This window comes from Lysobacter sp. P5_B9 (assembly GCF_054049835.1).
Window position 1 is genome coordinate 1 of record NZ_JBFULP010000001.1, and the last position, 24,883, is coordinate 24,883.

Sequence of the window (24,883 nt, forward strand, 5' to 3'; positions counted from 1 at the left end):
GACGTCGTGACCTTCCAGGACCAACTTGCTACAATTCCCATCCCATGCAAGCAGGCGCTACAGCGCCGCTTCACCAGCTTGCTCAGTGACAATAGCGTTGTGGCACCACCCGTTCCCATCCCGAACACGGAAGTGAAACGCAACCGCGCCGATGGTAGTGTGCATCCGCATGCAAGAGTAGGTCATTGCTGAGCATTTATCCGAAGCCCCGGTCCAAAAGACCGGGGCTTCTTCTTTGCGTGGGAAAAAGCCGAAGGACCACCCGGGCTGGCGCCAGGTGGAAAGTCTGACTTACTAACCGCAGTAAGTACCCCGCGCTGACAACCCCGCGCGGCGACCACCGGCAGGCAACCTGTACTTGGGAATGACCGAAAGCACTCAAGCCCGCCACGAGCCGGAAACCGCTCGCGGCAAGCCGATGGCCGGGCTTCGCCGGCTTTGCGTATCAGGGTGGCGGAGCTCGCTCAGCCGTTGCGGCGCAGCGTGACTACAAGCACATCGCGATGCGAGGGCAAGGCCGGGTCCAGCGGCGTGACCGGCGTGACTCCATGGAAGACGCGCGCATCGTCGACAAGAGCCGCATCCAATGCATGGGTCAGGGTGAAGCTGCCGAGCAACGTGCCGTCGGCGGAGTGAATGGTGGTTGTGCCGCTGGCTATGTTCTGGCGATCGACCAGCAGGACCAGGACGTAATCGACGCCATCGCGATGCACACCCTCGGGCGTGGGCTCGCCAGGCTCGCCGGGTTTCGCTTCGATGCGGAACTGGTGGACTTCGATGTGCCAGTGGCGCGTGTCCGGCGCAAGCTTCGCGAACAGGTCGCGGCTGAACCGGAGGACGGTCTGCAGGGAGACGCAACCGCCGACCTCGTCCGCGATCGGAGCGAACCAGCGTTCGATGTCGCCCTGAAGGCTGTTGTAGTTGCTCGATTGGTAATGGGGCTGGTGCGATTCCCTGACGATCGGGCCTGCGTGACCAGCCGAATAGACTGCGTAGCGCCTACGGCGATGGCGGCCGACCCGTGCCAGGTAGGCATCGGGTTCCAATGCGTCCCAGCTCGCGGCGAACGTTTCCCAGTCCGGCAAGCCGCCGGCCTGCTGCAGCCGCGCCCGCATCCATGAGGCTTCTGCGAACTCGAAGCCGGCATCACGCAGGCGGCCAGGTATCGGATCGGGTGACGAAGATGCGGACATGGGACCGGTCAGAAGACCAAGGGCGGCTCACCACCCACGATCACCACATCCGCGGGGCGCCGTGCAAACAGGCCGACCGACACCACGCCTGGAATCTGGTTGAGCGCCATTTCCACGGCGACCGGATCGGTGATGGAAAGATTGTGCACGTCCAGGATCACGTTGCCGTTGTCGGTCACCACGCCATCACGCCATACCGGCTGGCCACCGGTCCTGGCCACGATCTGGCGAGCGACCAGGCTGCGCGCCATGGGAACCACCTCGATCGGGAGCGGGAAGCGGCCCAGGACGTCCACGCGTTTGGCTGGATCGATGATGCAGACAAACTTGTCGCTCGCCTCGGCAATGATCTTCTCGCGCGTGAGGGCAGCGCCGCCGCCCTTGATGAGGCGCTTGTGCGGGTCGCATTCGTCGGCACCATCGACATACAGGGACAATGGCCCGGTGCTATTGAGGTCAAGCACCTCGATGCTATGCATCTGCAGGCGCTGGGTGCTCTGTTCCGAACTGGATACCGTGCCGCGGATGCGGTCCTTGATGCGGGCCAGTGCATCGATGAAGAAGGCAACGGTCGAACCGGTGCCGACGCCGACAATCATTCCATCTTCGACGTAGTCGATGGCCCTTTCGCCGGCCAGGCGCTTGGCTTCAGTCACGTGATCATTCCAGGGAAAGAAGAAGTTTCCATTGCGAGGCGGTAACGGGCAGGACCGACAGGCGCGAGCCGCGCTGCGTAAGCGCGAAGCCTTCGCCAAGCTCGTCTGCGTGTTGGCGGATTTCTTCCAGCGCGATGGTGCGCTTGAGTTTTCGCTCGAAGGTGACGTCGACAAGCTCCCAGCGCGGCTGCTCCCGCGTTGCCTTGGGATCGTAATAGTCGGACTTGCTGTCGAACTGGGTCGGGTCGGGGTAGGGCGGGGTCGCCACCGTCGCAACACCGACAATGCCGGGGATGTCGCAGCTGGAGTGGTAAAAGAGCACGCCGTCCCCCACCTGCATCGCCCGCATGTTGTTGCGTGCCTGGTAGTTGCGGACGCCCGTCCACGGCTCCGTACCGATGCGCTGAAGATCGTCGATCGAGAACGCATCGGGTTCGGACTTCATCAGCCAATAGCGGCGGCGTGCGGTCATGCGGTTGCTCGTGCGGACGTCAGGCGACGGAGGACGTGAAATCGAAATGCCCGGCTTCGGTACAGACCGCATCCAGGCGCACGTCCCAAGGCTCGGCTGCCAGTGGCGGGACCTGCTGCAATGCAAACGCGGCGCCGACGAGATGGGGTGGGGCGCTGCGTTCGTGACGGAATGCGAAGCTGCGATCGTACCAGCCGCCGCCCATGCCAAGCCGGTTGCCGTGTTCGTCGAAACCTACGAGTGGCAGGACCACCAGCGACAGGGATTCCGCGTCCAGCAGTGACGACGCCGACACGTCTGGCTCGGGAATGCCGTGCCGGTTGCTGACCAGCGCGTCGCCGGGCCGCCATGGCGCAAAGCGCAGGCGCTGGTCATCGCACAGCACGGGCAGGCAGTAAACGCATTCGGGCGGCAGGCGCAGCTGCCAGCTGTGCAGCGCGATCTCGCTGTCAACGGCCCAGTAACCGGCCACGTAGCCCGAACGCGGTGCGAACGGCAATGCGAGCAGGTGCCCGGCGAGAGCGTCGGCGGCGGCGATGCGATGCGCCGCGGGCAATGCGCGACGACGCGCCCGCAGATCCATTCGAAGCTGGCGGCGTTGGGCTACGCGAGTGCCATCATTCATGCGGTGAACCACCGGCTGACGCGCTCATCTGGAACAAGCCATGGAAGTGCATGCGCGCACGGATGGATGTCGAATACGACTACGCGGCGCCGAAGCGCCGCGCAGAAAGGGAAAAGTCCTCCACCGGTGTGCGATGCCTGCGGAAACGACCTTGAACCCGGGGTTCAAGTGGGAACGCTTGGATGCCTTCGGGCTTTCCGCTGCAAGGCGGACATGCACTCCGGGCTTCCGCTGCGCCCCCGGTGTCGTCATTAAGGGGCAAGGCGAATGTTTGCGCAAGCTGTCGCGCACAGCAGAGGACGTGCGCGAATTATAGCGCGGCAACCCCGGGAGGCTAGTCCGCTCGTCGGCGCGGTGACTGTTGCGATTTCCGACGAAGTCGGAATGACGCCTGACCCGCATGTCAGCGCGGCGTGACGTCGAACAAACCGTCCAGCTTGCGGTGCAGGTCGTCGAGCGTGCGCACGAGCTCGCGATCGCGGCCATCGCCTTCGCTGCGCAGTTGCTGCAGCTCGTGCGCGAGGTTCAATGCAGCGAGCACGGCAACGCGATCGAGCGCGGCCATGCGGTTGTTGCCGCGGATCTCGCGCATCTTGTTGTCGAGCAGCTTCGCGGCGGCCATCAGGCTGTCGCGTTCGTCGGGCTCGCAGCCGATGGTGTATTCGCGATCGAGCAGGCGGATGCTGACCGGTTCGCTGGCCTTCGAGCTCACGTGTGCTGCTCCAGCGATTTGAGCCGCGCGATCATCGCCTCGACCCGGGTACGCGCCTGCTCGTTCTTGGCCAACAACGTGGATCGCTCGTTGGCCAGTTGCTCCTGCTGCAGGCGCAGGCTGCGGTTTTCGTCGCTGAGACGGCGCGCCTGCGCGCCCAGCTCATCGAGGCGGGCAGACAGGTTCTGCAGTTCGGCGATCAGTTGGGCGCGGTCCATGGGCGGATGATGGGGAGCGGCCGGGGGCGGGTCAAGGCGCGTCGCTGGCTAGCCCGGCACTGCCTGGCAGTCGGTTTCGACGGCGGCGGTCGCCCAGCTGTGCAGGAAGGCCAGGCATTCATCCGCGTGCAGCGGGCGCGCCAGCCAGTAGCCCTGGATTTCGTCACAGCCGTGGTCGTGCAGGAACTTGACCTGGGCTTCGGTCTCCACGCCCTCGGCAACCACGGTCAGCCCGAGCGAATGCGCCATTGCGATCACCGCACCGGTGATGGCTTCATCGTCGGCATCGTGGGTGAGATCGCCGATGAACTCCTTGTCGATCTTGAGGGTGGTGAGGGGCAGGCGCTTGAGGTAGGACAGCGACGAGTAGCCGGTGCCGAAATCGTCGATCGCCAGCCCGACCCCGAGATCGCGGATCGCCTGCAGCATCGTGGCGTTCTGTCCTGCATTCGCCATGATCACGGTCTCGGTCAGTTCGAGTTGCAGGCGATCCGGTGGGATGCCGCGCCCCGAGAGTGCGCGCGCCACGACGTCCGCCAGGTGACCGCGCGCGAGCTGGAGCGCGGAAACGTTCACGGCCATCGAGACGTCTTGCAGTCCCTGTTCGCGCCACCGCTGCAGGGTGGAACAGGCCTCCTGCATGGCCCACTCGCCGATCTCCAGGATGAGCCCGCTCTCCTCCGCAAGAGGGATGAAGCGGTCGGGCGGAATGTCCCCGTATTCGGGGCTGTGCCAGCGCAGCAGCGCCTCCACGCCGGTGATGCGCATCTGTGTCAACGACAGCTTGGGTTGGAACACCAGGCGAAGTTCGTTGCGATCCAGCACCTTGCGCAACGCCGCCGAAATGGTGGCGCGCTGGCGGATCTCGACGTCCATCGCGTCGGTGTAGCGCATGAACGTACGACGACCGGCAGCCTTCGCCTGGTACATCGCCGTGTCGGCGTGCTTGAGCAGGTCGGTGGGGATCTGGGCGTGGTCCGGGTACAGGCTGATGCCGATCGAGGGCGAGATCGATACGTCGTGGCGGTCGTCGATGTCCAGCGGTTGGCCGAAGGCATCGATGATCATGCGCGCAACCTGTTCGGCCTGCTCGACGATATCGACGTCCTCCAGGACGACAGTGAATTCATCGCCGCCCAGGCGCGCCACGGTGTGCTGCGGGCCCACCGTGTTCTGCAGGCGCGCGGCGGCGGCGCGCAGGATGCGATCGCCGGCGGCATGGCCGAGCGAGTCGTTGATGTCCTTGAAGCGGTCGAGGTCGAGGAACAGGACGGCGATGCGCTTGCCCTGCCGCCGTGCACGCACGATGGCGCGCGACAGCCGTTCCGACAGCAGCGTGCGGTTGGGCAGGCTGGTCAGGGTGTCGTAGTTGGCGAGGTAGCGAAGCTCCTGCTCGGCGCGCTTCTGGTCCGTGATGTCGCCGAGTACGCCCACGTAATGGCTGCGCTGGCCGGTGGCGTCCAGTACGACGCTGGCCTGCACCGAGCAGAGGAATTCCTGGCCGTCCTTGCGCTGTTGCCAGAGCTCGCCGGACCAGCGGCCGTCGCGCTCCAGGCGGAAGCGCATCTGCCGATAGAACTCCGGATCATGCTGCGTACTGTTGAGCAGGCTGGTATCGCGACCGAGGACTTCGACGTCGCTATAGCCGGTCATGCGCGTAAAGGCGGGGTTGACCGAAACGAAGGCAAAGTCGCGATCGAACACGCATACGGCCTCGCCCATGCTTCGCAGTACCTCGCTCGCGATGCGACGCTCGCGCTCGGCATTGCGGGTCGTGGTGACATCCCGGGCGGTACCGGCGATGCGCAATGCGCGGCCGCTGGCATCGCGGTCGACCACGCGGCCACGGGCAAGCATCCACGCCCAGTAGCCGTCCGGCATCCGCACGCGGTGCTCGGACAGCAATAGCGGGCTCTCACCGCGCACGTGCTGGCGCAGGAGGTCGCGCAGGCGTGGCAGGTCGTCAGGGTGGACCTCGTGCTGATCGACGATTTCCATCTGGACGGCCTTGTCGGCATCCAGGATGCGATGCTCGTCGATGCGCATGGCGTGCATCTCGCCGCGACGCAGGTCGTAATCCCAGAAGATCTCGCCCGAGCCCCACAACGCGAGCTTGAGTCGCTGCTCGCGTTCGCGGATGGCTTCGAACAAACCGCGTTCGCGCCGCACCTGCTGGTGGTGGCGCCACGCCAGTGCCAGCGCCAGTGCCAGCAGCGCAAGCGCGCCGGTCGCGACCACCCGCGGGTGCCGCCACCACGGCGGCATGACGCGGATCGGGACGCTCAACTCCTGCGAATTCCACGCCCCATCGCGATTGGTGGCCTGTACGCGCAGGACGTACTCGCCCGCCGGCAGTTTCGTATAGGTGATGTCCTGCTGATGGCCGTTGTCTATCCAGCCAGGATCGAAGCCTTCGAGGCGGTAGCGGTACTGGATGTCGGCGGACGGCGCGTAATCAAGCGCGCCCACGCGCAGTCGCAGCAGCTCGGCGCCGTCCGGTATCGATAGCGAATGCGGTTGCCACAGGACGCCGTCGTTGATGGGCGCCTCCGCCCCGATGCGCGCGGAGAGCAGGCGCAGCGGAGGCACGTAACCGGAGCCGGACGCGCGGCGGGGATCGAACAGGTTCAGGCCGCGTACGCCACCGAAAGCCAGGCGCCCGTCTCCCAGCCTCGTCACCGCGGCACCGTTGAACTCAAGGTCCTGCAGCCCGTCGGCAAGGCCGTAAGTGCGGTAATGGTCGTTCGCCGTATCGAAGCGGGTGATGCCGTTGTCCGTGCCGAGCCACAACGTCCCCGCCGGCGCTTCCGCGATCGAAAACACCACCGGCGCGAGGCGATCGCGCAGGGCATCGGCAAGGGGATGCGCAAAGGCGATGCCGCCGTCCGGCGTCTCGATCACGCGGCTCAAGCCTGCGTGCGTGCCGACCCAGATCCTCCCGTCCGCCGCCTGCAAGAGCGCGCGCACCAGGTTGCCCGGCAGGCTGTCCGGCGCGTTGATGCCGTGGCGGTAGTGGCGCAGTTGGCCGGTGGCGGGATCCAGCAGGTCCAATCCGTCGCCCGTACCCAGCCAGATGCGGCCGCGACGGTCTTCCAGCATGGCGTGCACGGCGGGATGCGATAGCTGGTGGCGATCGCCATCGCGATAGCCGTAGTGCAGCACCTCGCCGTCATCCGGCGAGTAGCGCAGGGCGCCGCTGTCAGCCGTGCCCATCCACAATGCACCGCTGCGCGCGAGCATCAGGCTGCGGATCGCGACGTTCGTATAGCTTCCCAGCGGCACCTGCTCGATCGATCCGCGCCGCGGGTCGATCCGCATCAGGCCGTGTTCCGTCGCCGCCCAGAGGCTCCCGTCGCGGTCGCGGACCATGGCCATGACGCGTGGCGCCACCGGCATGGGCGGGAGCGGAAGGCGCGGCGTGTAGTCCTCGAAACGGTCGCCGGCAATGTCGTAGCGGAGCAGCCGTGCGTTGTCGGTTCCGATCCACAGTGCACCGCTCGTGTCCTGGGCAACGGTGCGGACGCTGTCGTCGGTCGCCGCGTTGTGGCCGGGGCCGGTTTCGAGGTCGAGTACGTAGTTGAATCGCGTCCCGCGTGGATCGGCCACGGTGACGCCGCGGAACTGCCCGCCCAGCCAGAGCATGCCGCCGCGGTCGATCATCAGCGCATTGAAGCTGTCTTCCGCCAGGCCCGAGGTGACACCGGACTGCTCGCGCAATTGCAGGCTGCGACCCGTGGCGGGATCGAAGCGCAGCACGCCCTGTGCAGACAGCGACAGCCACAGCCGATGGTCGGGCGCCTCCACTATCGCGGCCACCTCGATTTCCTGCGCGCCTTCGGCAGGCCATACGCGCAGCAACGAGCGGCCGTCCGATGCCAGCCGGTACAGCCCCTGGGTCGCGCCGATCCACAATTGGCCGCGATGGTCGTAGGCGAGGGCGCGCACCGACAGCGCCGGCCGCATCCGTTCCACGCCGCCACGTGCGCCAATCCGGTACAAGCCGGTCTGCGTGCCGTACCAGACCTCGCCTTCGGGTCCGGCCACCAGGGCCTGTCGCGGCGACCTGCGCAGTGCCCTGGGGTCGAGCGTGATCACGCGGTCGCGAGTGCCCGTCGCGGGATCCAGTCTCTCCAGGCCGGCGAAGGTGCCGACCCACACTTTGCCGGCGTGCGGCAGCAGCGCGGCCACGTGCCGCTGGGCCTGTTCATCCCCCGGCACCTCGTACCGCTGGATCTTGCCCGAAGTCAGGTCGAGCCTGGAGACGTACTGGGAGTACGAGCCCACCCACAACGATTTGCCGGCATCGATCGCCAGTGCGGTGACATAGCTGTCTGGGAGGCTCGCCGGATCGCGCGGGTCATGCCGGTACTGGACGTAGCGCTGGCCGTCGTAGCGGTGCAGGCCGCCCTGGGTGGCGACCCAGACGAAGCCCTGCTCGTCCTGCGCCAGGGCGTTGACGGTGTTCTGCCCCAGGCCGCGGGCGCTGCCAATGCGCTCGAAGTAATACTCGCGCGTGAGCGCCCCGGCATCGCGCGCAATGCCCGCGCCGAGCAGGCCTGCGATCAATGCCATCAGGCAAGCGGTGTAGGACGGAAAGTTACGCACGGACCCCGACCGTTGAGCGTATGCGGCAGTGTAAGCCACGCCGCGCCTGCCGCCAGCCACGCGTCTGCCGCTAAACTCCGATATCCCCCCAACGCGCCTCGACACCGTGTCCGCACCCGACCTGCCCGCCGCCGCCGCCCTCGACGCCGAAATCCGCGCCCTGGCCCTGTCCGTCACCTCATGGGAGCTGCATGGCGGCCTGTGTGGCTGGCTCGCCGGCGGGGGGGTGTCGAATCGGGAATGGCTGGCGAAGGTCATGGCCGATCCCCAATTGCCGGCGGTCGCGGAAGGCAGCGCGCTGGACGACATGCGCCTGGCCAGCGCGGCACAACTGGCCGATCGCAGCTTCGAATTCGAGCTGCTGCTGCCGGATGCCGACGCTTCGTTGTCCGAACGCAGCGGCGCCTTGTTCGACTGGTGCCGCGGCTTCCTCGGCGGCTTCGGCCTCGCCGCGGGCGCCGCGCCATCGTTGTCCGAGGACAGCCGCGAAGCGCTGGCCGATATCGCCAAACTCGCCGCGGCGCAGCCGCAGGACGATGGCGACGAAGAGGACGAGGAAGCGCTGGTGGAGCTGGAGGAATTCGTCCGCGTCGCCGCGCTGCTGCTGCACGGCGATTGCGTGCTGGCGGCCCAGCACCGGCAACGGTTCAATTGACCTCACGTCCGCGCGCACCGCTCCATCGGAGCGGCCGTCCAGCATCAGCTTCCTGCGAATGACCAGACCGCTCAGCATCCCCGCACGCAACCACACCCGTCGCTGCAAGCAACTCATGCGCATGGCAGGCGACCAGGCGATCCTGATCCTGCCCGCGGCGAAAGAAATGGTGCGCAGCCGCGATACTCATTACCCGTATCGCCAGGATTCGGACTTCTGGTACCTGACCGGGTTCGCCGAACCCGACGCGGTGCTGGTGCTGGTGCCGGGCCGCAAGCACGGCGAAACGCTGCTGTTCTGCCGCGAGCGCGACGCGGAACGCGAAGCCTGGGACGGCCCGCGGGTTGGACCGGAAGGTGCGGTGGAAGCCTTCGGCATGGACGACGCCTATCCGATCGGCGACCTCGACGACATCCTTCCGGGGCTGCTCGAAGGACGCACGCGGGTGTACTACCACTTCGGTCGCGACCAGGAATTCGACCTGAAGCTGATCGGCTGGCTCAACCGCGTGCGTGCGGAAGTGCGGCACGGCGCGCAGCCGCCGCACGAATTCCTCGAGCTGGGCCACCTGCTCGACGAAATGCGGCTGTTCAAGGATCGCGACGAACTCAAGCTCATGCAGCGTGCCGCGGACATCAGCGTGCTTGCGCACCAGGCGGCGATGCGCGCGGTGCGCGGTGGCATGCGCGAATACGAACTGCAGGCCGAAATCGAACGCGTCTTCCGCCAGCACGATGCCGAGTCCGCGTACGGCAGCATCGTCGGCGCGGGCGGCAACGCGTGCGTGCTGCATTACCGGGCCAACAATGCGCCAGTGAGCGAGGGCGAGCTGGTACTGATCGATGCCGGCGCCGAATACCGCGGCTACGCCGCCGACATCACCCGCACGTTTCCGGTGAGCGGCCGCTTCACCAAGGAGCAGCGCGCGTTGCACGACCTCGTCGATGCCGCGCAGGCCGCCGCACTTGCGCAGGCGCGGCCCGGCGTGCCTTATGAAGCCGGTCATGTCGCCGCGGTCGCCACCCTGACCGAAGGCCTGCTCCACCTGGGCCTGCTCAAGGGCAAGCTGGAAAAGAACATCGCCGACGGCCTCTATCGCCGCTTCTACCGGCACAAGACGGGCCACTGGCTCGGCCTCGATGTCCACGATGTCGGTGAATACCGCATCGATGGCGAATCGCGCCTGCTCGAACCGGGCATGGTCTTCACCATCGAGCCCGGCCTGTACATCGCCCCCGACGATACCAGCGTCGCCGCGAAATGGCGTGGCATCGGCATCCGCACCGAGGACGACGTGCTGGTGACCGCCGCGGGACACGAGGTGCTGACCCGCGGCCTTGCGCGCAGTGCCGACGAGATCGAGGCGTTCATGGCCCGCGCCTGAAGTCCCCGGGACGGCCGCTTTTTTGCCGCGAGGCGCTGCTGCGCGGCTCAAGCGGGTGCCGGGTAAACCATCCGCACATGGCGCTAACGCAGGGCGACCCTAGACTGCCTGCATGACCACGCGCCGCCACACGGCCTGCCTGGGGATCCTGCTGACACTGGCATTGAGTGCTGCGCCGGTGCAGGCACGGACCGTGTATCGCTGCGTGCGCGACGGCACCGTCAGCCTTGCGACGGCGCCGGAGCCTGGTTCGCGTTGCGTCGCCAGACAATTCGCCGATGACGCCGTGAAGCTGCCGAACCTGTGGGGCTCGCTGGGCGTCGTCAGCGGCACGCTGTACGAGCGGGAGCAGGATGGCCGCACCGTCTACAGCACGCGCCGGCTGCCGGGTTCGACGCCGGTGCTGGCGTTCACCGTCGCCACGCCCCCGGGCGAGCCCGCGCATGCGGGCCTGGGCGCCATCGGCAAGCCGCAGCTCGATCGCTATCCGAACCAGTTCCGCGCGGCCGCGAAGGAGCACGGCATCGACGATGCCTGGTTGCGCGCGATCGCGCATGCCGAAAGCGGCTTCGATGCCAGGGCGGTGTCGCCCAAGGGCGCGCAGGGCGTGATGCAGCTGATGCCGGACACCGCGCGCGAATACGGCGTGACCGATGCGTATTCGCCGGTGCAGTCGATCGATGCCGGCGCGCGGCACCTGCATGCCTTGCTGCGTCGCTACGGAGGCGACCTCACTCTCGCCGCGGCGGCGTACAACGCCGGCGTTGGCGCGGTAACGCGTTTCGGTGGCGTGCCGCCATACCGCGAGACCCGGGACTACATCGCCAAGGTCCAGGCCTTGCACGCGAGTTATCGCCGCGCCCTCGGCCCCGTCGCGCCACTGGCCGCAGGCCGTGCCATGCCATGAGGCGCCGCGCGAAGCAGACGGCATCAGCGGCATTCGCGAGGCACAACGAGGGCGCCCACCAGGCGCCCTAATCGTGTCCCCATGACCCGCTCAGCGGATGAGCGCGGTCGGAGTCTCGAAAGGCAGCGACAACGCACCGGCGCGTGTCACCGCGGTTTCCACCGCGGGCAGGATTTCCGCCGCGCCATCGACCAGGACGAGGATGCGTCCCGCCTTGATCTCGCCATCGAATTTCTGGCGCACCGGGTCGGGTAGCGACGAGCCGACGAGAGCGGATGCGAACGCGCCAACCAGCACACCGGCCAGGGCCACCAGGCCCGCGCCGGCCCAGCTCATGCCAACCGAAGGAAACGCGATTACTGCGATCGCGCCGGCAAGCAGGCCGGCGAGGCCGCCGAAGAGCGCGCCGCGCATGGCGGCGGGAACGAAGTCGCTGTCGGCCTCCTGGCGCCGGTTAGGGATATGGCCGCCTTCGATGTCCGACCGTGCGACCAGCGAAATGTCTTCGTCATGGATGCCGACGTCTTTTGCGGCCTGGATGGCGGCGCGGGCCGTGACCAGGTCGGGGGTACTGAAAACACGTCGGGTTTTCATCGCGCGCTCCTAGGGATCGGCCGCGAACGGACGGTGGCAGCGCGCCGCGCGGCTCCCCAGCGCGTATTGCCAGCTTTGCTCCGCAATGGTTAGCGAGGCGTGACGGCATGCCGGCATCCGCCGACGGCGCTACGCTGGCACGGATTGCCATCCGAGGAGGTCGCCAATGTTGCCCACGATTACGGTGCCTTGCCCCTATTGCGGTGAGCGCGTCGAATTGATGATCGACGAATCCGAGGAGCTGCAACGCTACGTCGAGGATTGTCCGGTGTGCTGCAGGCCGATGGAGATCTCCGTTGCCTTCGGCGCCGGCGGAGAGGTGTTGGCGAATGCCGCGCGCGACAGCGATGCCTGAACCCGCGTCGCGTTTTGGGATCAGCGACGGAAAATTCGTAAAGGTTGTGTTGCGTTCAGCGACGCGGAGGCTGTGCTTTCCGACGCCCATCACGCTTAAAACGGATTCAGGCCGACCGCATAGACGCGTTTGACGTTCTTGTGGTTAACGCCATGTGCACGGCACGGCGCCTTGCGGTGTGTGTGTTCATGCGGATGCGGGCAAGGTACGACTCGTGCGGGGCATATCCCCCCGAGTCGCATACCCGCCACGCACACCCTTACCTGGAGAGAAACTGATGAACCTGTCCCGCAAGTCCATGCTCGGTACCATCGCCCTCGCCGCCACCCTGTCCGCCCCGTTGGCCTTCGCCCAGTCGCAGACCGACACCACGGCGACTGACGCCTCGACGCAGACGAGCACTCCGACGGATGCTGCAATGCAGTCCCCGAGTCCGCCCGCCACCTACAACGACGCCGCCGCGGCCACCAGTCCGGTCAAGAAGAGCTGGGCCGACGTCGATCTGAACAAAGACGGTAACCTCACCAAGGCCGAGGCCGCCGCCGTGCCGGCGCTGGGCCAGGCGTTCGACAAGGCCGACAGCAATGCCGATGGCTCGCTGACTCCGGAGGAGTACAAGGCCTACACCAAGGTGAAGGGCAAGAAGTAAGGCGCCCGCAACCGGTTTGCCGGTACGTGCCGGCGCGGCGGGGCGCGTGATTCGCGCCCCGCCGGTTTACGCCGGATCCATTCCTTGCCAAACGAAGGCGGCCCGTGGGCCGCCTTTCGTTTGTGCACGAAGGCCCGCCGCGCCGCGCTGGCATACTTGCGCGCATGACATCCAACGACAACGCAATCCGCCTCGTCGGCTTCGACGGCGACGACACCCTGTGGCGCAGCGAGGACTACTTCCACGCCGCGCAGGGCGACTTCGAACGCATCCTGCAGCCCTACGTGGACCTGCTCGACGCCCGCACGCTCGAGCGCCTGTACGCGGTGGAGATGCGCAATCTCGCGCTGTTCGGCTATGGCGTGAAAAGCATGACCCTGTCGATGGTGGAGGCCGCGGTCGAGATCACCGAGGCGCGCATCAGTGCCGCTGACGTGCACCGCATCGTCGCCCTGGGCAAGGAATTGCTGCAGCACCCGGTGGAGCTGCTGCCGGGAATACGCGAGGCGGTGGAAGCAATCGCCGCCGAACACGAGATCGTGCTGATCACCAAGGGTGATCTGTTCCACCAGGAAAACAAGGTGAAGCAATCGGGCCTGGCTGATCTCTTCCATCGCATCGAGATCGTCAGCGAGAAGGATGCCTCCACCTACGCGCGCGTGCTCTCGGAATTCGACTTGCCCCCATCCCGTTTCGCCATGATCGGCAATTCGCTGCGATCCGATATCGCGCCCGTGCTCGAATTGGGCGGGTGGGGCGTGTACATGCCCTATCACGTGACATGGGCGCACGAGACCGAGGCCCAAGTGGCCGACGATGCGCCACGCCTGCGCCGCGTGACCACGCCGTCGGAACTGCCGGCCGCGGTGCGGCAATTGGCGATGCTCGGCACATGAGTTGCTAACTGGCGCCTGAGCGATACCTGCGGTTCACGCAAAAATTACAAATCGGTTCACCGTTCCCCTCGCATCGTCTGCCCATGCCCGCCACGGTGGCGGGTGAGAGAGAGGAGGACGCTATGGCCATCGTGACCCGCTGGTTGGCTTCGACCGCTTTGGCCGCCGGTATCGGCATGGCGGCGCTGGCTGCTCCGGCGCCGGCGCATGCGCAGAATGGCGACGACTTCGCCCGGGTGATCGTCGACGTTGCCGACGTCATGATCCGCGGTGGCTATCCGTACTACCGTTACGGCAACTATGGCTACGACGATCGCCTGCTCGTCGAGCACGATCGCTATGGCCGGCCCGTCTACTACCGCAACGTGCGCAGCGGCCCGCCGCATGGCAACGCCTATGGCTACTGGAAGAAGCAGTCACAGGACCGCGTGACCTGCGATCGCAAGGGCCGCTGCGTGACCCGCTATTACGATCCGCACTACGACCGTCGCTACGACGCGCACTACGACAACCGCTACTACTACGGCTATCAGGACCGCGATGGCCGCTATTGGGACGGCCGCCACTGGCGCGATGAAGACGATCGCGATTGATATTTGTGCGTTGGGATTGCGCGTTGGGCGAATGTCGCCGTACGCCTGGTTTCACGAGCATGGAGAGGCGGCACTGCGAGGTGCCGCCTTTCTTGTTTGGTGCCCGACGCGCCGGGCCGTGATCGGCATCGTGGTGCAATGGTAGCCTTTGCCCATCGCGATCCCTGAGCACTGGAATGAAAGCCCGTCTGTCTGCACTGACCTGTGCCGTCCTGTTGGCCGCAGCCTCGACGCCCGCCTTCGCCAGTGGACCGATCACCTGCACCTTGTCCTTCGACCTCGCGGGATGGTCGGTCTTCTACGAGACTGCGACCGGCTCAGGCCTGGTGAGCTGCGACGATGGCCAGACGCTTCCAGTGCATATTCGGGCGAAGGGCGGCGGGCTGACGGTCGGCAAGTCGCGGATCGAAGGTGGCCACGGTGAGTTCACCGGCGTGTACACCATCAAGGACGTGCTGGGCACCTATGCCAGCAGCGAGGTGCATGCGGGCGCCTCCAGGTCAGCCAAGGCCATGGCCATGACCAAGGGCAGCGTCTCGTTGACGTTGGCTGGAAAGGGCAAAGGCTGGGACCTGGGTGTGGCTTTCGGCAAGTTCGTGATCGAACCCTGAGTCGATACGAGGAATCTCCATGCACGGGCTCTCCCGGATGCACATGAAGTGGAAGCACGGCCTGCTCGCGCTGGTCCTGGTGCTTATCGGCGCCAACGCGGTTGCGCAGGAAGGAGACTGGGATCCACGCAGCGGCGATGCCTGGGTCGATACCTGGCTTGGCGACATGAATCACTACGGCGCGCGCTATCCCGAGCCGTTCATCGACGAGATGGTGCGTTACCACAACGCGCCGCGTCCGCTGGTAGTCGAGTTGCTGCAGGCGCGCCATTGGGCGCCGGGTGACGTGTACTACGCCTGCGCCATGGCATCGGTGCTGGGGCGTCCATGCCGCTACGTCGCCGACCAGTACGAAGCCGATCGGGGCCAAGGCTGGGGCGCGCTGGCGCAGCGCCTGGGCATCAAGCCGGGATCCCCGGAATTCCACGCACTGAAGAAGGGATTCGTGCCGACCTACGACCGCTGGGCGCGACCGATCGACATCGACGACGACCTGCGGCGCGAGTACCCCGAGCGCAGCAGGAACCACTCCGGCAAGCCGGCGGGCGGCGCTCCCGCGGCCCACGGCCATGGCAAGCCGGTGAAATCCGGCCATGATCCGGCCGCGCGAGGCAAGGGCAAGGCAGGCAAAACGGACGCGGGCAAGCCGGCTGGCAAGACCCCGGCCCAGGGCAGCAGGAAAGGCAAGGGCAACGGCAAGGAGTGAGTCGTAAACTGGCGTGCATGAACACGTCCGATTCGCTGGTGACGCATCGCGGTGGCTGCCATTGCCGTCGCGTGCGTTTTGAAGTCGATGCTCCCGCCCAACTTGAGGTGCTCGACTGCAACTGCTCGATCTGTCGCATGAGCGGCTTCCTGCACCTGATCGTTCCCGCCGCGCGTTTTCGCCTGGTCGCGGGCGCGGATGAGCTGAGCGAATACGCCTTCAATACCGGCGCCGCACGGCATCTGTTCTGCCGGCACTGCGGCATCAAGAGTTTCTATGTGCCGCGCAGCCACCCCGACGGCTTCGACGTCAACGCGCGCTGCCTCGACGACGGTACGGTGACGGGCATGACGATCGCGGTCTTCGACGACAACAACCGCGAAGCCGCCACCGCGGCCATCGCCCATCTCTCCGTGGCGCCACCCGCAACATGACGTTGCAGGTGGCGCTGGAGGCCTGCCGGGCGCGTGGCTATGATCCGGGCATGGCCAATACGACCGACCTCCGCATCGTCGATTTCGTTCCGCGCTGGCGCGAGGACTTCGCCCGCCTCAACATCGCCTGGCTCGAGCGCTGGTTCGTGGTCGAACCGATCGATCGCGAAGTGCTCGGCAACCCCGAAGCCCACATCCTTGCCGGAGGCGGCCGCGTGTTGTTTGCGTTGCTGCGCGCCGGCGACGGCAGTGAGCGCGCCGTTGGTACGGTGGCGCTCAAGCACGAGGGCGATGGCGTCTTCGAACTGACCAAGATGGCGGTGGAAGAAGGACACCGCGGCACAGGCATCGGCCGCCGCCTGATGGAGGGCGCGCTGGAGGCGTACCGCGCCTCGGGCGGACACGAGTTGTTCCTTGAGTCCAGCCACAAGCTGGCCCCGGCGCTGGCGCTGTACGAGAGCGTCGGCTTCCGCCATTACCCGGCGCCGCGGCCTGGCTCGCATTACGACCGTGCCGACGTCTACATGCGCTGGGAACCCGATCGCACGGCCTGAGTGCCGCGCGCCTGTTACTGGACCACGAAGGTCGCGAACGCCTGTGTCGTCTGCCCGCTGCTGGTGGCGGTCGCCGTCAGCTGGTAGACGCCGATCGAGCTCGAGCCGGTGCCGGACACGAACGACACGCTGGCATTGCCGTTGCTGTCCGTATTCGCGCTCATCGTGACGTGGTTGATGAGATTCGGTTTGAGCGCGTCGAAACTGACCTTGGCGCCCGCAACCGGCGCGCCGTTGCGGACTACGTGGGCCGTCATCGTCACGGTTTCGCCGCGTATGTAGGTGGGCTTGCTGGTGCCGGCCGTCGCCGAAAACACGGGCACGTCATTGTTGGTGATCGTGCAGGTCGCGCTGCCGCCCGCGGACAGGACGAGGCCGCTGCAATTGGAGAAGCTCGCGACATAGTTGGCCACGGCCGGTTCGGTGATGGTGTAGGTTCCGGCTGGGACGCTGAGCGTGTTGCTGCCATCCGCTTCGAAGGCCACCGGCGCCGCGCCATTGACCGAGAACCCGAAGTCCGATGCGACCTTGGTGCCGCCGTCGTTGTTGACCACCACCTTGTTGACCGTAAGCGTTGCCAGCGGCAGGTCGTTGTTGGTGATGGTGCAGGTCGCGTTGTCGCCAGCGGCGAGCTCGATGTTGCTGCAATTCGAGAACGTGGCGGCATAGCCGGGCGAGGGCGGCTCGGTGATCGTGTAGATTCCCGCGGCCACGCTGACGTTGTTGTCGCCATCGCTCTCGAATGCCACCGGTGCGGTTCCGTTGATCGAGAAGCTGAAGTCCGACGCGGTCTTGATGCCGCCATCGTCGTTCACCACGAGTTTGATCACCGTCAGCGTCGCATTGGGTGGCGGCGGGGTGTGGTCGCTATTGGTGATCGTGCAGGTAGCGCTGTCGCCGACTCCCAGCACGATGCTGGTGCAGTTGGAGAAGGTGGCGGTGTAGCCTGGCGAGGGCGGTTCGGTGACGGTGTAGGTCCCTGCGGTCACCGTGAGCACGTTGCTGCCATCGGCCTCGAAAGCCAGCGGCGCCGCGCCATTGACCGAGAAGCTGAAGTCGGAAGCATCCTTGGTGCCGCCGTTCTCGTTCACCATCACCTTGTTGACCGTCAGGGTCGCGGTCGCGGCGAACTGGACCACGAAGGTGGCCTCGGTCGTCGCCGTCAGGCCGCCGCTGGTCGCGGTGGTGGTCAGCTGGTAGGTGCCGATCGAGCTCGAACCGGTGCCAGAGACGAACGACACGCTGGCATTGCCGTTGACGTCCGTATTCGCAGTCAAATTGACGTGGTTGATGAGATTCGGCTTGAGCGCATCGAAATTGACCTTTGCGCCCGAAACGGGCACGCCGTTGCGAAGCACGTGGGCCGTCATCGTCACGGTCTCGCCGCGCACATAGACGGGCTTGCTCGTGCCGGTGCTCGCCACGAGCGCGCCGGCGATGTCGTTGTTGGTGATCGTGCAGGTGGCGCTATCGCCGTCGCCCAGGACGAGGCCGCTGCAATTGGACAGGCTGGCGGCATAGCCGGTCGTCGCCGGTTCGGTGATGGTGTAGGTGCCGGCAGGTACATTGAGCGTATTGCTGCCGTCGGCGTCGAAATCCACCGGCGCCGCGCCATTGACCGAGAAGCTGAAGTCCGAGGCGGTCTTGTTGCCGCCGTTGTCGTTCACCACGACCTTGTTGATGGTCAGGCGTGCCGGTGCGCGCACGTTGATGCGCACCATGGCGGCTTCCGATGGCACCCCCTGGTTGTTGTGGATGAAAACCAGGTAGAAGCCCGGGGGCGTTTCGAACGGATTCGTGGGAAGCGTGGCCTGCAGTTCGTTCCCGGCCACGGTAAATGGCAGCTCGAGGAAGCGCTGATCCATGTTGAAGGAGTGCGTGACCGAGCCGGCCTTGACCAGCGTCACGCGGGAAATGCTGGATGCGTCGGGCGTTCCGAGCGTGATCGTCTGGCCGGGATCGATGGTCATCGGTGCCGACGAAATGATCGGCCGCGCAGCGGGCGTGCCATCGGTGTTGAAAAGATACGGCGGGTAATAGATCTCGGCATTGAGGTTGAGTTCCGGGCCGATCGCGCCGCCTCCCAGGGTCAGCACCGTGGCGTCGGGCAACAGCAGCGCCGTCGAGTGGTACAGGCGCATCCGCTGTGCCGTGGCGCCCACCGTCCAGGTGTTCGCAACCGGGTCGTAGAGTTCGCTGGTGTAATCCACGCCATTGACGGGATCGTTGTCGGCCACGCTGCCGCCGGATACGAACACGCGACCGTCCGCCAGCATCGTGCTGTTGGCCCAGTGGCGACGATAGAGCGGTGATGCCACCTGCTGGACGGCCGGGGCGGGGCCGTTGATGTTGATCACATGGGCCAGCGGACTGGCAAAGTTGGCGTCGTAGCCGCCACCGAGCTGCAGGATCCTGCCCGGGCGGAACATCACCGCGGTCGAACTCGCGCCCAGGTTGCTGCCGGGGAAGTTCGCCAGGCGCGTAAGGGCGCCAACACCGGCGGGATCCACCCGGTACATGTAGCCATAGCGCGTACCGAAGATGTTGCCGTCCGGGGCGACGAAGTTGCGCGGATACAGGGCGCCAAGATAGGTCGTCGATGCGCCCGTCAGCAGGCGGAAGTTGCCGGTGCTCGTGCGGACTTCGGGGAAGTCGTCGCCACCGGTGCCGCCCTGGATGTAGACCTCGCCGCTGGGCATGGTCGTGGCGGTCGCATACCAGCGCTTGCGGAACATCTTGCCCGTGCGCACCAGGCTGTTGTTCAGCGGCGTGAAGAGATTGGAATCGTCATTGGGCTGGAGCGAGGCTTTGCCCGTGTTCGCGTTGAGCACGTCGCCGCCCCACATCTCGATGTTGCCATCGGGCAGGAGGAGCTGGGCGTTGCAGAACAGGTCGACCGCGGTCTGGTTGGGCAGCACGGTATGCGACGCGCTCTCCAGGCCCAGCTGCGGGTCCCACACGTCGTAGGTGAAGTACCCGGTGCGGACTCCGGTCGCAGTGGTGCCATAGCTGAGCACGCGACCATCGGGCGTCAGTACCGCATGGATGCCCACCAGTGGCCAGTTGATGACTGGGGAAAATACGCCCTTGACCGGATCTCCCGACGCGGGCAGCGCGGTCAGTGCGCCGACCGGGACGGTGGTTGCGAACGCCGCCACCGCCCTGGCGTCACCCTGCCTCACGCGGTTCTGGTTCGCCCGTGTCTGCAGCGCTGCCAGGATGAGGGGATCGTTGCGGGCGGCGGCCACCGCGGCGGACAGGTCGCGCTCACGGACGACGTCCGTCGTGCGCTCGCTCGAAACCCGGATGGCCGCCCAGGTCGCGACGGCGACCAGGACCAGCACTGCTCCGATCATGAAACCACGGCGCGCTGGCCCCGGTAAGACGTCGCTCATTTCGCCCTGCCTCGATGCGCGGATTGATGACGGTCACTCCGCGTGTTGCGACCCTCTTCTCGAGTAGTAACGCAACGGGACTCCGCGGAAGGACACGCGTCTGGCTTCCCGTTTGAGCACAGCCAGTGCCGGCCTTTGCCTTGCGCACGCGCGTCGGCTCTCGCCATTCCCGTCGTCGCGGTGGGCCCCCATTGCGGCCGGGTCGATACCCGTGGCTCCGCACGATCACACCGCACTAACGCATGCAGGTCCTGCTACTGGACCACGAAGGTCGCGGACGCCTGTGTGGTCTGCCCGTTGCTGGATGCAGTCGCCGTCAACTGGTAGGTGCCGATCGAGCTCGATCCGGTGCCGGACACGAATGACACGCTGGCGTTGCCGTTGCCATCCGTGGTTGCGCTGCCGCGGACATGGTTCAGCAGGTTCGGCTTGAGTGCATCGAAGGAGACGAGCGCGTCCGCCACCGGCACGCCGTCGCGGAGCACGCGGGCCGTCATCGTCACGGTTTCACCACGCACGTAGGTGGGCTTGCTGCTGCCGGCCGTCGCCGTGAGCTCCGCTGTCTGGGTCGAGGAGTGGTCGCTGTTGGTGATCGTGCAGGTCGCGCTACCGCCCACTCCCAGCACGATGTTGCTGCAATTGGAGTAAGTGGGCGTATAGCCGAGGGGGGAGGGCTCGGTGACGTTGTAGGTCCCCGCCGCCACCGAGAGCACGTTGCTGCCGTCGTTCTGGAAAGCCACCGGGGCGCCGCCATTGACGGAGAAGCTGAAATCGGAGGCCTGCCGGGTGCCGCCGTTCTCGTTCACCATCACCTTGTTGACGGTCAGCGTCGCGGTCGCGGCGTACTGGACCACGAAGCTGGCATTGGCGGTGCCCGTGAGGCCGCCACTGGTCACGGTGGTGGTCAGCAGATACGTGCCGATCGAACTCGAGCCGGTGCCGGACACGAACGACGCGCTGGCATTGCCGTTGACGTCCGTGACTGCAGTGCCCCGGGAGTGGTTCACGAGATTCGGCTTGAGCGCATCGAAGCTGACGCTTGCGCCAGCGACCGGCTGTCCATTGCGCACCACATGGGCCGTCATGGTCACCGTTTCGCTGCGCACGTAAACCGGCTTGCTGGTGCCGGTGCTCGCAACGAGCGCGCCGGCGATGTCGTTGTTGGTGATCGTGCAGGTCGCATTGCTGTTGTCGGCCAGCACGATGCCGCTGCAGTTGGACAGGCTGGCGGCATAGCCGGAGGTGGCCGGCTCGGTGACGGTGTAGGTGCCGGCGGGCAGGTTGAGTGTGTTGCTGCCGTCGGCCTCGAAGGTCACCGCCGCGGCGCCGTTGATGGAGAACCCGAAATCCGCGGCGACCTTGTTGCCGCCGTTGTCGTTCACCACCACCTTGCGGACCGTCAGGCGCGCCGGCGACCGGATGTTGATGCGCAGCATGGCGGCTTCGGACGGGACCTTGCCGTTGAAGATGAAGACCATGTAGAAGCCGGGCGGTGTTTCGAACGGATTGCTGGGAAGCGTGGCCCGCAGTTGACCTCCGACCACCGTGAACGGCAGTTCGAGGAAGCGCTGGTCCATGTTGAAGGAGTGCGTGACCGAACCGGCCTTGACCAGGGTCACGCGGGTGATGCTGGATGGGCTGGGCGTCCCGATCGTGATCGCCTGGCCCGGGTCGATGGTCATTGGCGCCGACGAAATGATCGGCCGTGTGGCAGGCGTGCCGCTGCTGTTGAAAAGATACGGCGGGTAATAGATTTCGCCATTGAGGTTGAGTTCGGGCCCGATCGCGCCGCCGCCCAGGGTCAATACCGTGGCGTCGGGCAACAGCAATGCGGTCGAGTGGTACAGGCGCATCCGCTGCGCCGTGGCGCCGGCCTTCCAGGTGTTCGCGACCGGGTCGTAGAGTTCGCTGATGTAGTCCACGCCATTGATCGGATCGTTGTCGGCGACACTGCCACCGGAGAGGAACACGCGGCCGTCAGGGAGGATCGTGCTCGTGGCCCAGTGGCGAGCATAGAGCGGTGATGCCACCTGCTGGACGACCGGAGTGGCGCCGTTGATGTTGATCACATGGGCCAGCGGACTGGCGGAGTTCGTGTCGTAGCCGCCCCCCGTCTGCAGGATCTTGCCCGGCCGGAACATCACCGCGGTCGAACTCGCGCCCAGATTGGTGCCGGGAAAGTTCGCCAGCCGCGTAATGGTGCCAATGCCAGTGGGATCCACCCGGTACATGTATTCGTAGCGCGTGCCGAAGACCTTGCCGTCCGGTGCGACGAAGTTGCGCGGATACAGGGCGCCGAGAAACGTCGTCGATGCGCCCGTCAGCAGGCGGAAGTTGCCGGTGCTCATGCGGACTTCGGGGAAGTCCTCGCCACCGGTACCGCCCTGGATGTAGACCTCGCCATTGGGCAGGGTCGTTGCGGTCGCGTACCAGCGCTTGCGGAACATCTTGCCCGTGCGCACCAGGCTGTTGTTCAGCGGCGTGAAGAGATTGGAATCGTCATTGGGCTGGAGTAATGCCTTGCCCGTGGTCGCGTTGAACACGTCGCCGCCCCACATCTCGATGTTGCCATTGGGCAGGAGGAGCTGGGAATTGCAGAACAGGTCGACCGCGGTCTGGTTGGGCAGCACCGTATGTGAGTTGCTGCCCAAGCCGAGCTGTGGGTCCCACACGTCGTAGATGAAGTACCCGGTGCGGGCGCCGGTCGCCGAGGTGCCATAGCTGAGTACGCGACCATCGGGGGTCAGTACCGCGTGGATTCCGACCAGTGGCCAGTTGATGACTGGGGAAAACGAGCCCTTTACCGGGTCACCGGACGAAGGCAGCGCGCTCAGCGCACCGATCGGCTGCGTGGTCGCGAACTCGCTCACCGCAGCTTCGTCGCCACCCATGACACGGTCCTGGTTGGCCCGGGTTTTCAGTGCCGCGAGAATGAGAGGGTCGTTGCTCGCCGCGGTGATGGCCGCCGAAAAATCCCGTTCAGGAGCGCGCTCGACGCGCGTGTTCGGATGGATGGCTGCCCACGTGGCCAGCATGGCCAGGACCAGCATTGCTCCAATGATGTAACTGCGACGCACCAGCCGATCACGAAGCACGTTCTTGTTCCGCCTTGCTTGTTTACGTGGAAATGATGTCGTGTCATTCCACGTTAATTCGACCCCCTGCCTAGGTACGTAACGTCGCGAATGCATGCATGAGGACATGCAAATTGTGTTGCGAGAAAGAAAAATTCGAATGCATAAATTATGCCTGTACATCGCATAAACGACGACATCGAGAATTCACGTCGTGCGCACTTCTTCCTTTGTGGTTGCGGTGTGCAATGCACTTGTATTGACGCGCCTTTCATCGCGTGCACGCGTCGCGACTGCCATGGCGACCGTGTGAAGCGGTTGTGTAATGGCTCGTGCGCAATGAGTTGCGTTGCAGCGGCGGCAGCGAGCCGGGTAGTTGGCACGTCTATTGGCACGCGTGTTGGCATGCATGTTGGCGGGCCGGCCTGGAGAGGCGCATTAAGCAAAGTCAAGGGAACGTCTCACAGGTAAAGCAGCACATCAGTGTTTCGCTTGCCGCAATGAGAAAGCGGCGAACCTGGTTTCAGCACCTATGGGTGACCTGAGGTTGACGCTTGATCCGCCCTGCATCTGTCGGGATCAGGTACCAAGACCCACTCATCCGCGCACCGTCCGGCGGGGGTACTGCCCGATTCGGTCGCCTCGCACAGCTCGCCGGACACCGGGCGCCGATCACTTCGTGGCCGCGGGTCCTCAACCTGATGTCGCCACGGTGGGGTGGCACAACTCGTGCCCGTGCCGCTCTCTTGCTGCTGGATTCGCGCATCGAAGATCTGCATCACACTTCTCCTGAGAGATGCGTTGGCATCTGACAAAAATTCGTCAGTTATTGCCCTGTTGTGTACACGTTCTGCAATGACGATCTCACTGCGCCGGATTTGGCCGCTGATCTAATGCGCCCACTTTCCACCGGCTGAATAGGGACAAGAGCAGGGCAATCGAAAGATTGCGCGCACGAAGTCGCCGGGGTTGAGGGGAACAAAAAGCTCCACAAAAAGCGGGATCGCCGCAGCCTGCCTTGCAGGTTGCATGGTGATGCGCAGCCGTGGCCAGGGAACTGTGAGGCGGATCGCATGAAGAAGGTTTTTTCGTGGGCAGTCGTATCGCTCCTGCTGATGGGGACCTGCGCGCAGGCGTGGGCGCAGGACGGCTATCGCGAGCAGATGAAGGGCCTGGACGAGCAGGTGCAGGGGGTCAAGTCCGACGTCCTGTCCATCGCCGCCGAGCTCAACCAGCTTGAAGAGAAGCTGCTGTATTCGTCCGACACTCATCTGGCGGTGTTCGTGCAACTCGCCAAGGGCGATACGCTGCGCCTGGATTCCGTGGACGTGCAGGTCGATGAACAGCCTGCGACTCACTACATCTACAGCTTCAAGGAGCTTGAAGCCCTGCAGAAGGGCGGTGTGCAGCGCCTGTATACCGGCAACATCGCCAGCGGAGCGCACCAGATCCAGGTAACGGTGAACGGCAAGCTCGCCAACGGCCAGGAGTACAGCCGCAGCGAGACGGCCGCGTTCACCAAGGCGATCAAGCCCACGCTTCTCGGCGTGACCGTATCCGGCGATTCCGTCAGCGTCGCGAACTGGTAAGGCCAG

22 protein-coding genes, 1 rRNA gene and 1 other RNA gene are annotated in these 24,883 nt (G+C 65.6%); 13 read left to right on the forward strand and 11 right to left on the reverse strand.

The window, feature by feature from the left end; genetic code table 11:
* The first annotated feature begins 81 nt into the window (after nucleotides 1–81).
* A 5S ribosomal RNA gene (rrf, locus tag ACXJJ9_RS00005) occupies nucleotides 82–194 on the forward strand.
* 270 nt (nucleotides 195–464) lie between these two features.
* Here rrf and ACXJJ9_RS00010 read toward each other — a convergent pair.
* From ACXJJ9_RS00010 to ACXJJ9_RS00045, 8 genes are all read right to left on the reverse strand, one after another.
* Nucleotides 465–1,193, reverse strand: coding sequence for a 2OG-Fe dioxygenase family protein (locus ACXJJ9_RS00010; RefSeq protein ID WP_457095268.1), 729 nt, complete (start codon nucleotides 1,191–1,193; stop codon nucleotides 465–467).
* An 8-nt stretch (nucleotides 1,194–1,201) separates the two neighbouring features.
* On the reverse strand, nucleotides 1,202–1,849 hold the full coding sequence (rpiA, locus tag ACXJJ9_RS00015) for a ribose-5-phosphate isomerase RpiA (RefSeq protein ID WP_457095269.1): 648 nt from the start codon (nucleotides 1,847–1,849) through the stop codon (nucleotides 1,202–1,204).
* Between the two features lie 4 nt (nucleotides 1,850–1,853).
* On the reverse strand, nucleotides 1,854–2,321 hold the full coding sequence (locus ACXJJ9_RS00020; RefSeq protein ID WP_457095270.1) for an EVE domain-containing protein: 468 nt from the start codon (nucleotides 2,319–2,321) through the stop codon (nucleotides 1,854–1,856).
* Between the two features lie 19 nt (nucleotides 2,322–2,340).
* Entirely contained in the window at nucleotides 2,341–2,946 is a 606-nt protein-coding gene (locus tag ACXJJ9_RS00025; RefSeq protein WP_457095271.1) for a 5-formyltetrahydrofolate cyclo-ligase, read from the reverse strand.
* A 113-nt stretch (nucleotides 2,947–3,059) separates the two neighbouring features.
* Nucleotides 3,060–3,248: non-coding RNA, 6S RNA (gene ssrS / locus ACXJJ9_RS00030), on the reverse strand.
* 101 nt (nucleotides 3,249–3,349) lie between these two features.
* On the reverse strand, nucleotides 3,350–3,658 hold the full coding sequence (locus tag ACXJJ9_RS00035) for a cell division protein ZapA (protein ID WP_457095272.1): 309 nt from the start codon (nucleotides 3,656–3,658) through the stop codon (nucleotides 3,350–3,352).
* Nucleotides 3,655–3,876 carry a TIGR02449 family protein gene (locus ACXJJ9_RS00040; protein ID WP_457095273.1) on the reverse strand — a complete coding sequence of 74 codons (222 nt, stop codon included), beginning with the start codon at nucleotides 3,874–3,876 and terminating at the stop codon, nucleotides 3,655–3,657. The genes ACXJJ9_RS00035 and ACXJJ9_RS00040 overlap by 4 nt, the downstream gene beginning before the upstream one ends.
* A gap of 48 nt (nucleotides 3,877–3,924) precedes the next feature.
* Nucleotides 3,925–8,448, reverse strand: coding sequence for an EAL domain-containing protein (locus ACXJJ9_RS00045; RefSeq protein ID WP_457095274.1), 4,524 nt, complete (start codon nucleotides 8,446–8,448; stop codon nucleotides 3,925–3,927).
* 139 nt (nucleotides 8,449–8,587) lie between these two features.
* On the opposite strand from ACXJJ9_RS00045, the gene ACXJJ9_RS00050 reads away from it, so the two are divergent.
* The 3 genes from ACXJJ9_RS00050 (at nucleotide 8,588) to ACXJJ9_RS00060 (ending at nucleotide 11,427) form a co-directional block, all read left to right on the forward strand.
* Nucleotides 8,588–9,136 carry a UPF0149 family protein gene (locus ACXJJ9_RS00050; RefSeq protein WP_457095275.1) on the forward strand — a complete coding sequence of 183 codons (549 nt, stop codon included), beginning with the start codon at nucleotides 8,588–8,590 and terminating at the stop codon, nucleotides 9,134–9,136.
* Between the two features lie 58 nt (nucleotides 9,137–9,194).
* Nucleotides 9,195–10,520, forward strand: a complete 1,326-nt coding sequence (locus ACXJJ9_RS00055; protein WP_457095276.1) for an aminopeptidase P N-terminal domain-containing protein — start codon at nucleotides 9,195–9,197, stop codon at nucleotides 10,518–10,520.
* Nucleotides 10,521–10,632: 112 nt separating this feature from the next.
* Nucleotides 10,633–11,427: a lytic transglycosylase domain-containing protein gene (locus ACXJJ9_RS00060; protein WP_457095277.1), complete on the forward strand. Its 795-nt coding sequence runs from the start codon at nucleotides 10,633–10,635 to the stop codon at nucleotides 11,425–11,427.
* A gap of 90 nt (nucleotides 11,428–11,517) precedes the next feature.
* Here the strand turns inward: ACXJJ9_RS00060 and ACXJJ9_RS00065 are convergent, their stop codons facing one another.
* Entirely contained in the window at nucleotides 11,518–12,021 is a 504-nt protein-coding gene (locus ACXJJ9_RS00065) for a hypothetical protein (RefSeq protein WP_457095278.1), read from the reverse strand.
* Nucleotides 12,022–12,187: 166 nt separating this feature from the next.
* Here ACXJJ9_RS00065 and ACXJJ9_RS00070 point away from each other — a divergent pair, with 166 nt between their 5' ends.
* The 8 genes from ACXJJ9_RS00070 to ACXJJ9_RS00105 all read left to right on the forward strand — a co-directional run bounded on the left by ACXJJ9_RS00070 (nucleotide 12,188) and on the right by ACXJJ9_RS00105 (nucleotide 16,819).
* The gene (locus ACXJJ9_RS00070) at nucleotides 12,188–12,376 is read left to right on the forward strand and encodes a CPXCG motif-containing cysteine-rich protein (RefSeq protein ID WP_457095279.1); all 189 of its coding nucleotides are present in this window, start codon (nucleotides 12,188–12,190) and stop codon (nucleotides 12,374–12,376) included.
* Between the two features lie 277 nt (nucleotides 12,377–12,653).
* Nucleotides 12,654–13,025 (forward strand): EF-hand domain-containing protein, encoded by a 372-nt coding sequence (locus ACXJJ9_RS00075; protein WP_457095280.1) that lies wholly within the window; start codon nucleotides 12,654–12,656, stop codon nucleotides 13,023–13,025.
* A 164-nt stretch (nucleotides 13,026–13,189) separates the two neighbouring features.
* Complete coding sequence (locus ACXJJ9_RS00080) at nucleotides 13,190–13,921, forward strand: HAD family hydrolase (RefSeq protein WP_457095281.1); 732 nt, start codon at nucleotides 13,190–13,192, stop codon at nucleotides 13,919–13,921.
* 122 nt (nucleotides 13,922–14,043) lie between these two features.
* Nucleotides 14,044–14,514 (forward strand): hypothetical protein, encoded by a 471-nt coding sequence (locus tag ACXJJ9_RS00085; protein WP_457095282.1) that lies wholly within the window; start codon nucleotides 14,044–14,046, stop codon nucleotides 14,512–14,514.
* Between the two features lie 176 nt (nucleotides 14,515–14,690).
* Nucleotides 14,691–15,125 carry a hypothetical protein gene (locus ACXJJ9_RS00090; protein WP_457095283.1) on the forward strand — a complete coding sequence of 145 codons (435 nt, stop codon included), beginning with the start codon at nucleotides 14,691–14,693 and terminating at the stop codon, nucleotides 15,123–15,125.
* 19 nt (nucleotides 15,126–15,144) lie between these two features.
* Nucleotides 15,145–15,831, forward strand: coding sequence for a hypothetical protein (locus ACXJJ9_RS00095; protein WP_457095284.1), 687 nt, complete (start codon nucleotides 15,145–15,147; stop codon nucleotides 15,829–15,831).
* A gap of 17 nt (nucleotides 15,832–15,848) precedes the next feature.
* Nucleotides 15,849–16,265 (forward strand): GFA family protein, encoded by a 417-nt coding sequence (locus ACXJJ9_RS00100; protein ID WP_457095285.1) that lies wholly within the window; start codon nucleotides 15,849–15,851, stop codon nucleotides 16,263–16,265.
* Nucleotides 16,262–16,819 (forward strand): GNAT family N-acetyltransferase, encoded by a 558-nt coding sequence (locus ACXJJ9_RS00105; protein WP_457095286.1) that lies wholly within the window; start codon nucleotides 16,262–16,264, stop codon nucleotides 16,817–16,819. The genes ACXJJ9_RS00100 and ACXJJ9_RS00105 overlap by 4 nt, the downstream gene beginning before the upstream one ends.
* A gap of 14 nt (nucleotides 16,820–16,833) precedes the next feature.
* Here the strand turns inward: ACXJJ9_RS00105 and ACXJJ9_RS00110 are convergent, their stop codons facing one another.
* Complete coding sequence (locus tag ACXJJ9_RS00110; RefSeq protein WP_457095287.1) at nucleotides 16,834–20,214, reverse strand: galactose oxidase-like domain-containing protein; 3,381 nt, start codon at nucleotides 20,212–20,214, stop codon at nucleotides 16,834–16,836.
* A 254-nt stretch (nucleotides 20,215–20,468) separates the two neighbouring features.
* On the reverse strand, nucleotides 20,469–23,309 hold the full coding sequence (locus ACXJJ9_RS00115; protein ID WP_457095288.1) for a galactose oxidase-like domain-containing protein: 2,841 nt from the start codon (nucleotides 23,307–23,309) through the stop codon (nucleotides 20,469–20,471).
* A 1,052-nt stretch (nucleotides 23,310–24,361) separates the two neighbouring features.
* Between ACXJJ9_RS00115 and ACXJJ9_RS00120 the strand changes: the two genes are divergently transcribed.
* On the forward strand, nucleotides 24,362–24,877 hold the full coding sequence (locus ACXJJ9_RS00120; RefSeq protein WP_457095289.1) for a hypothetical protein: 516 nt from the start codon (nucleotides 24,362–24,364) through the stop codon (nucleotides 24,875–24,877).
* Nucleotides 24,878–24,883: the final 6 nt, after the last annotated feature.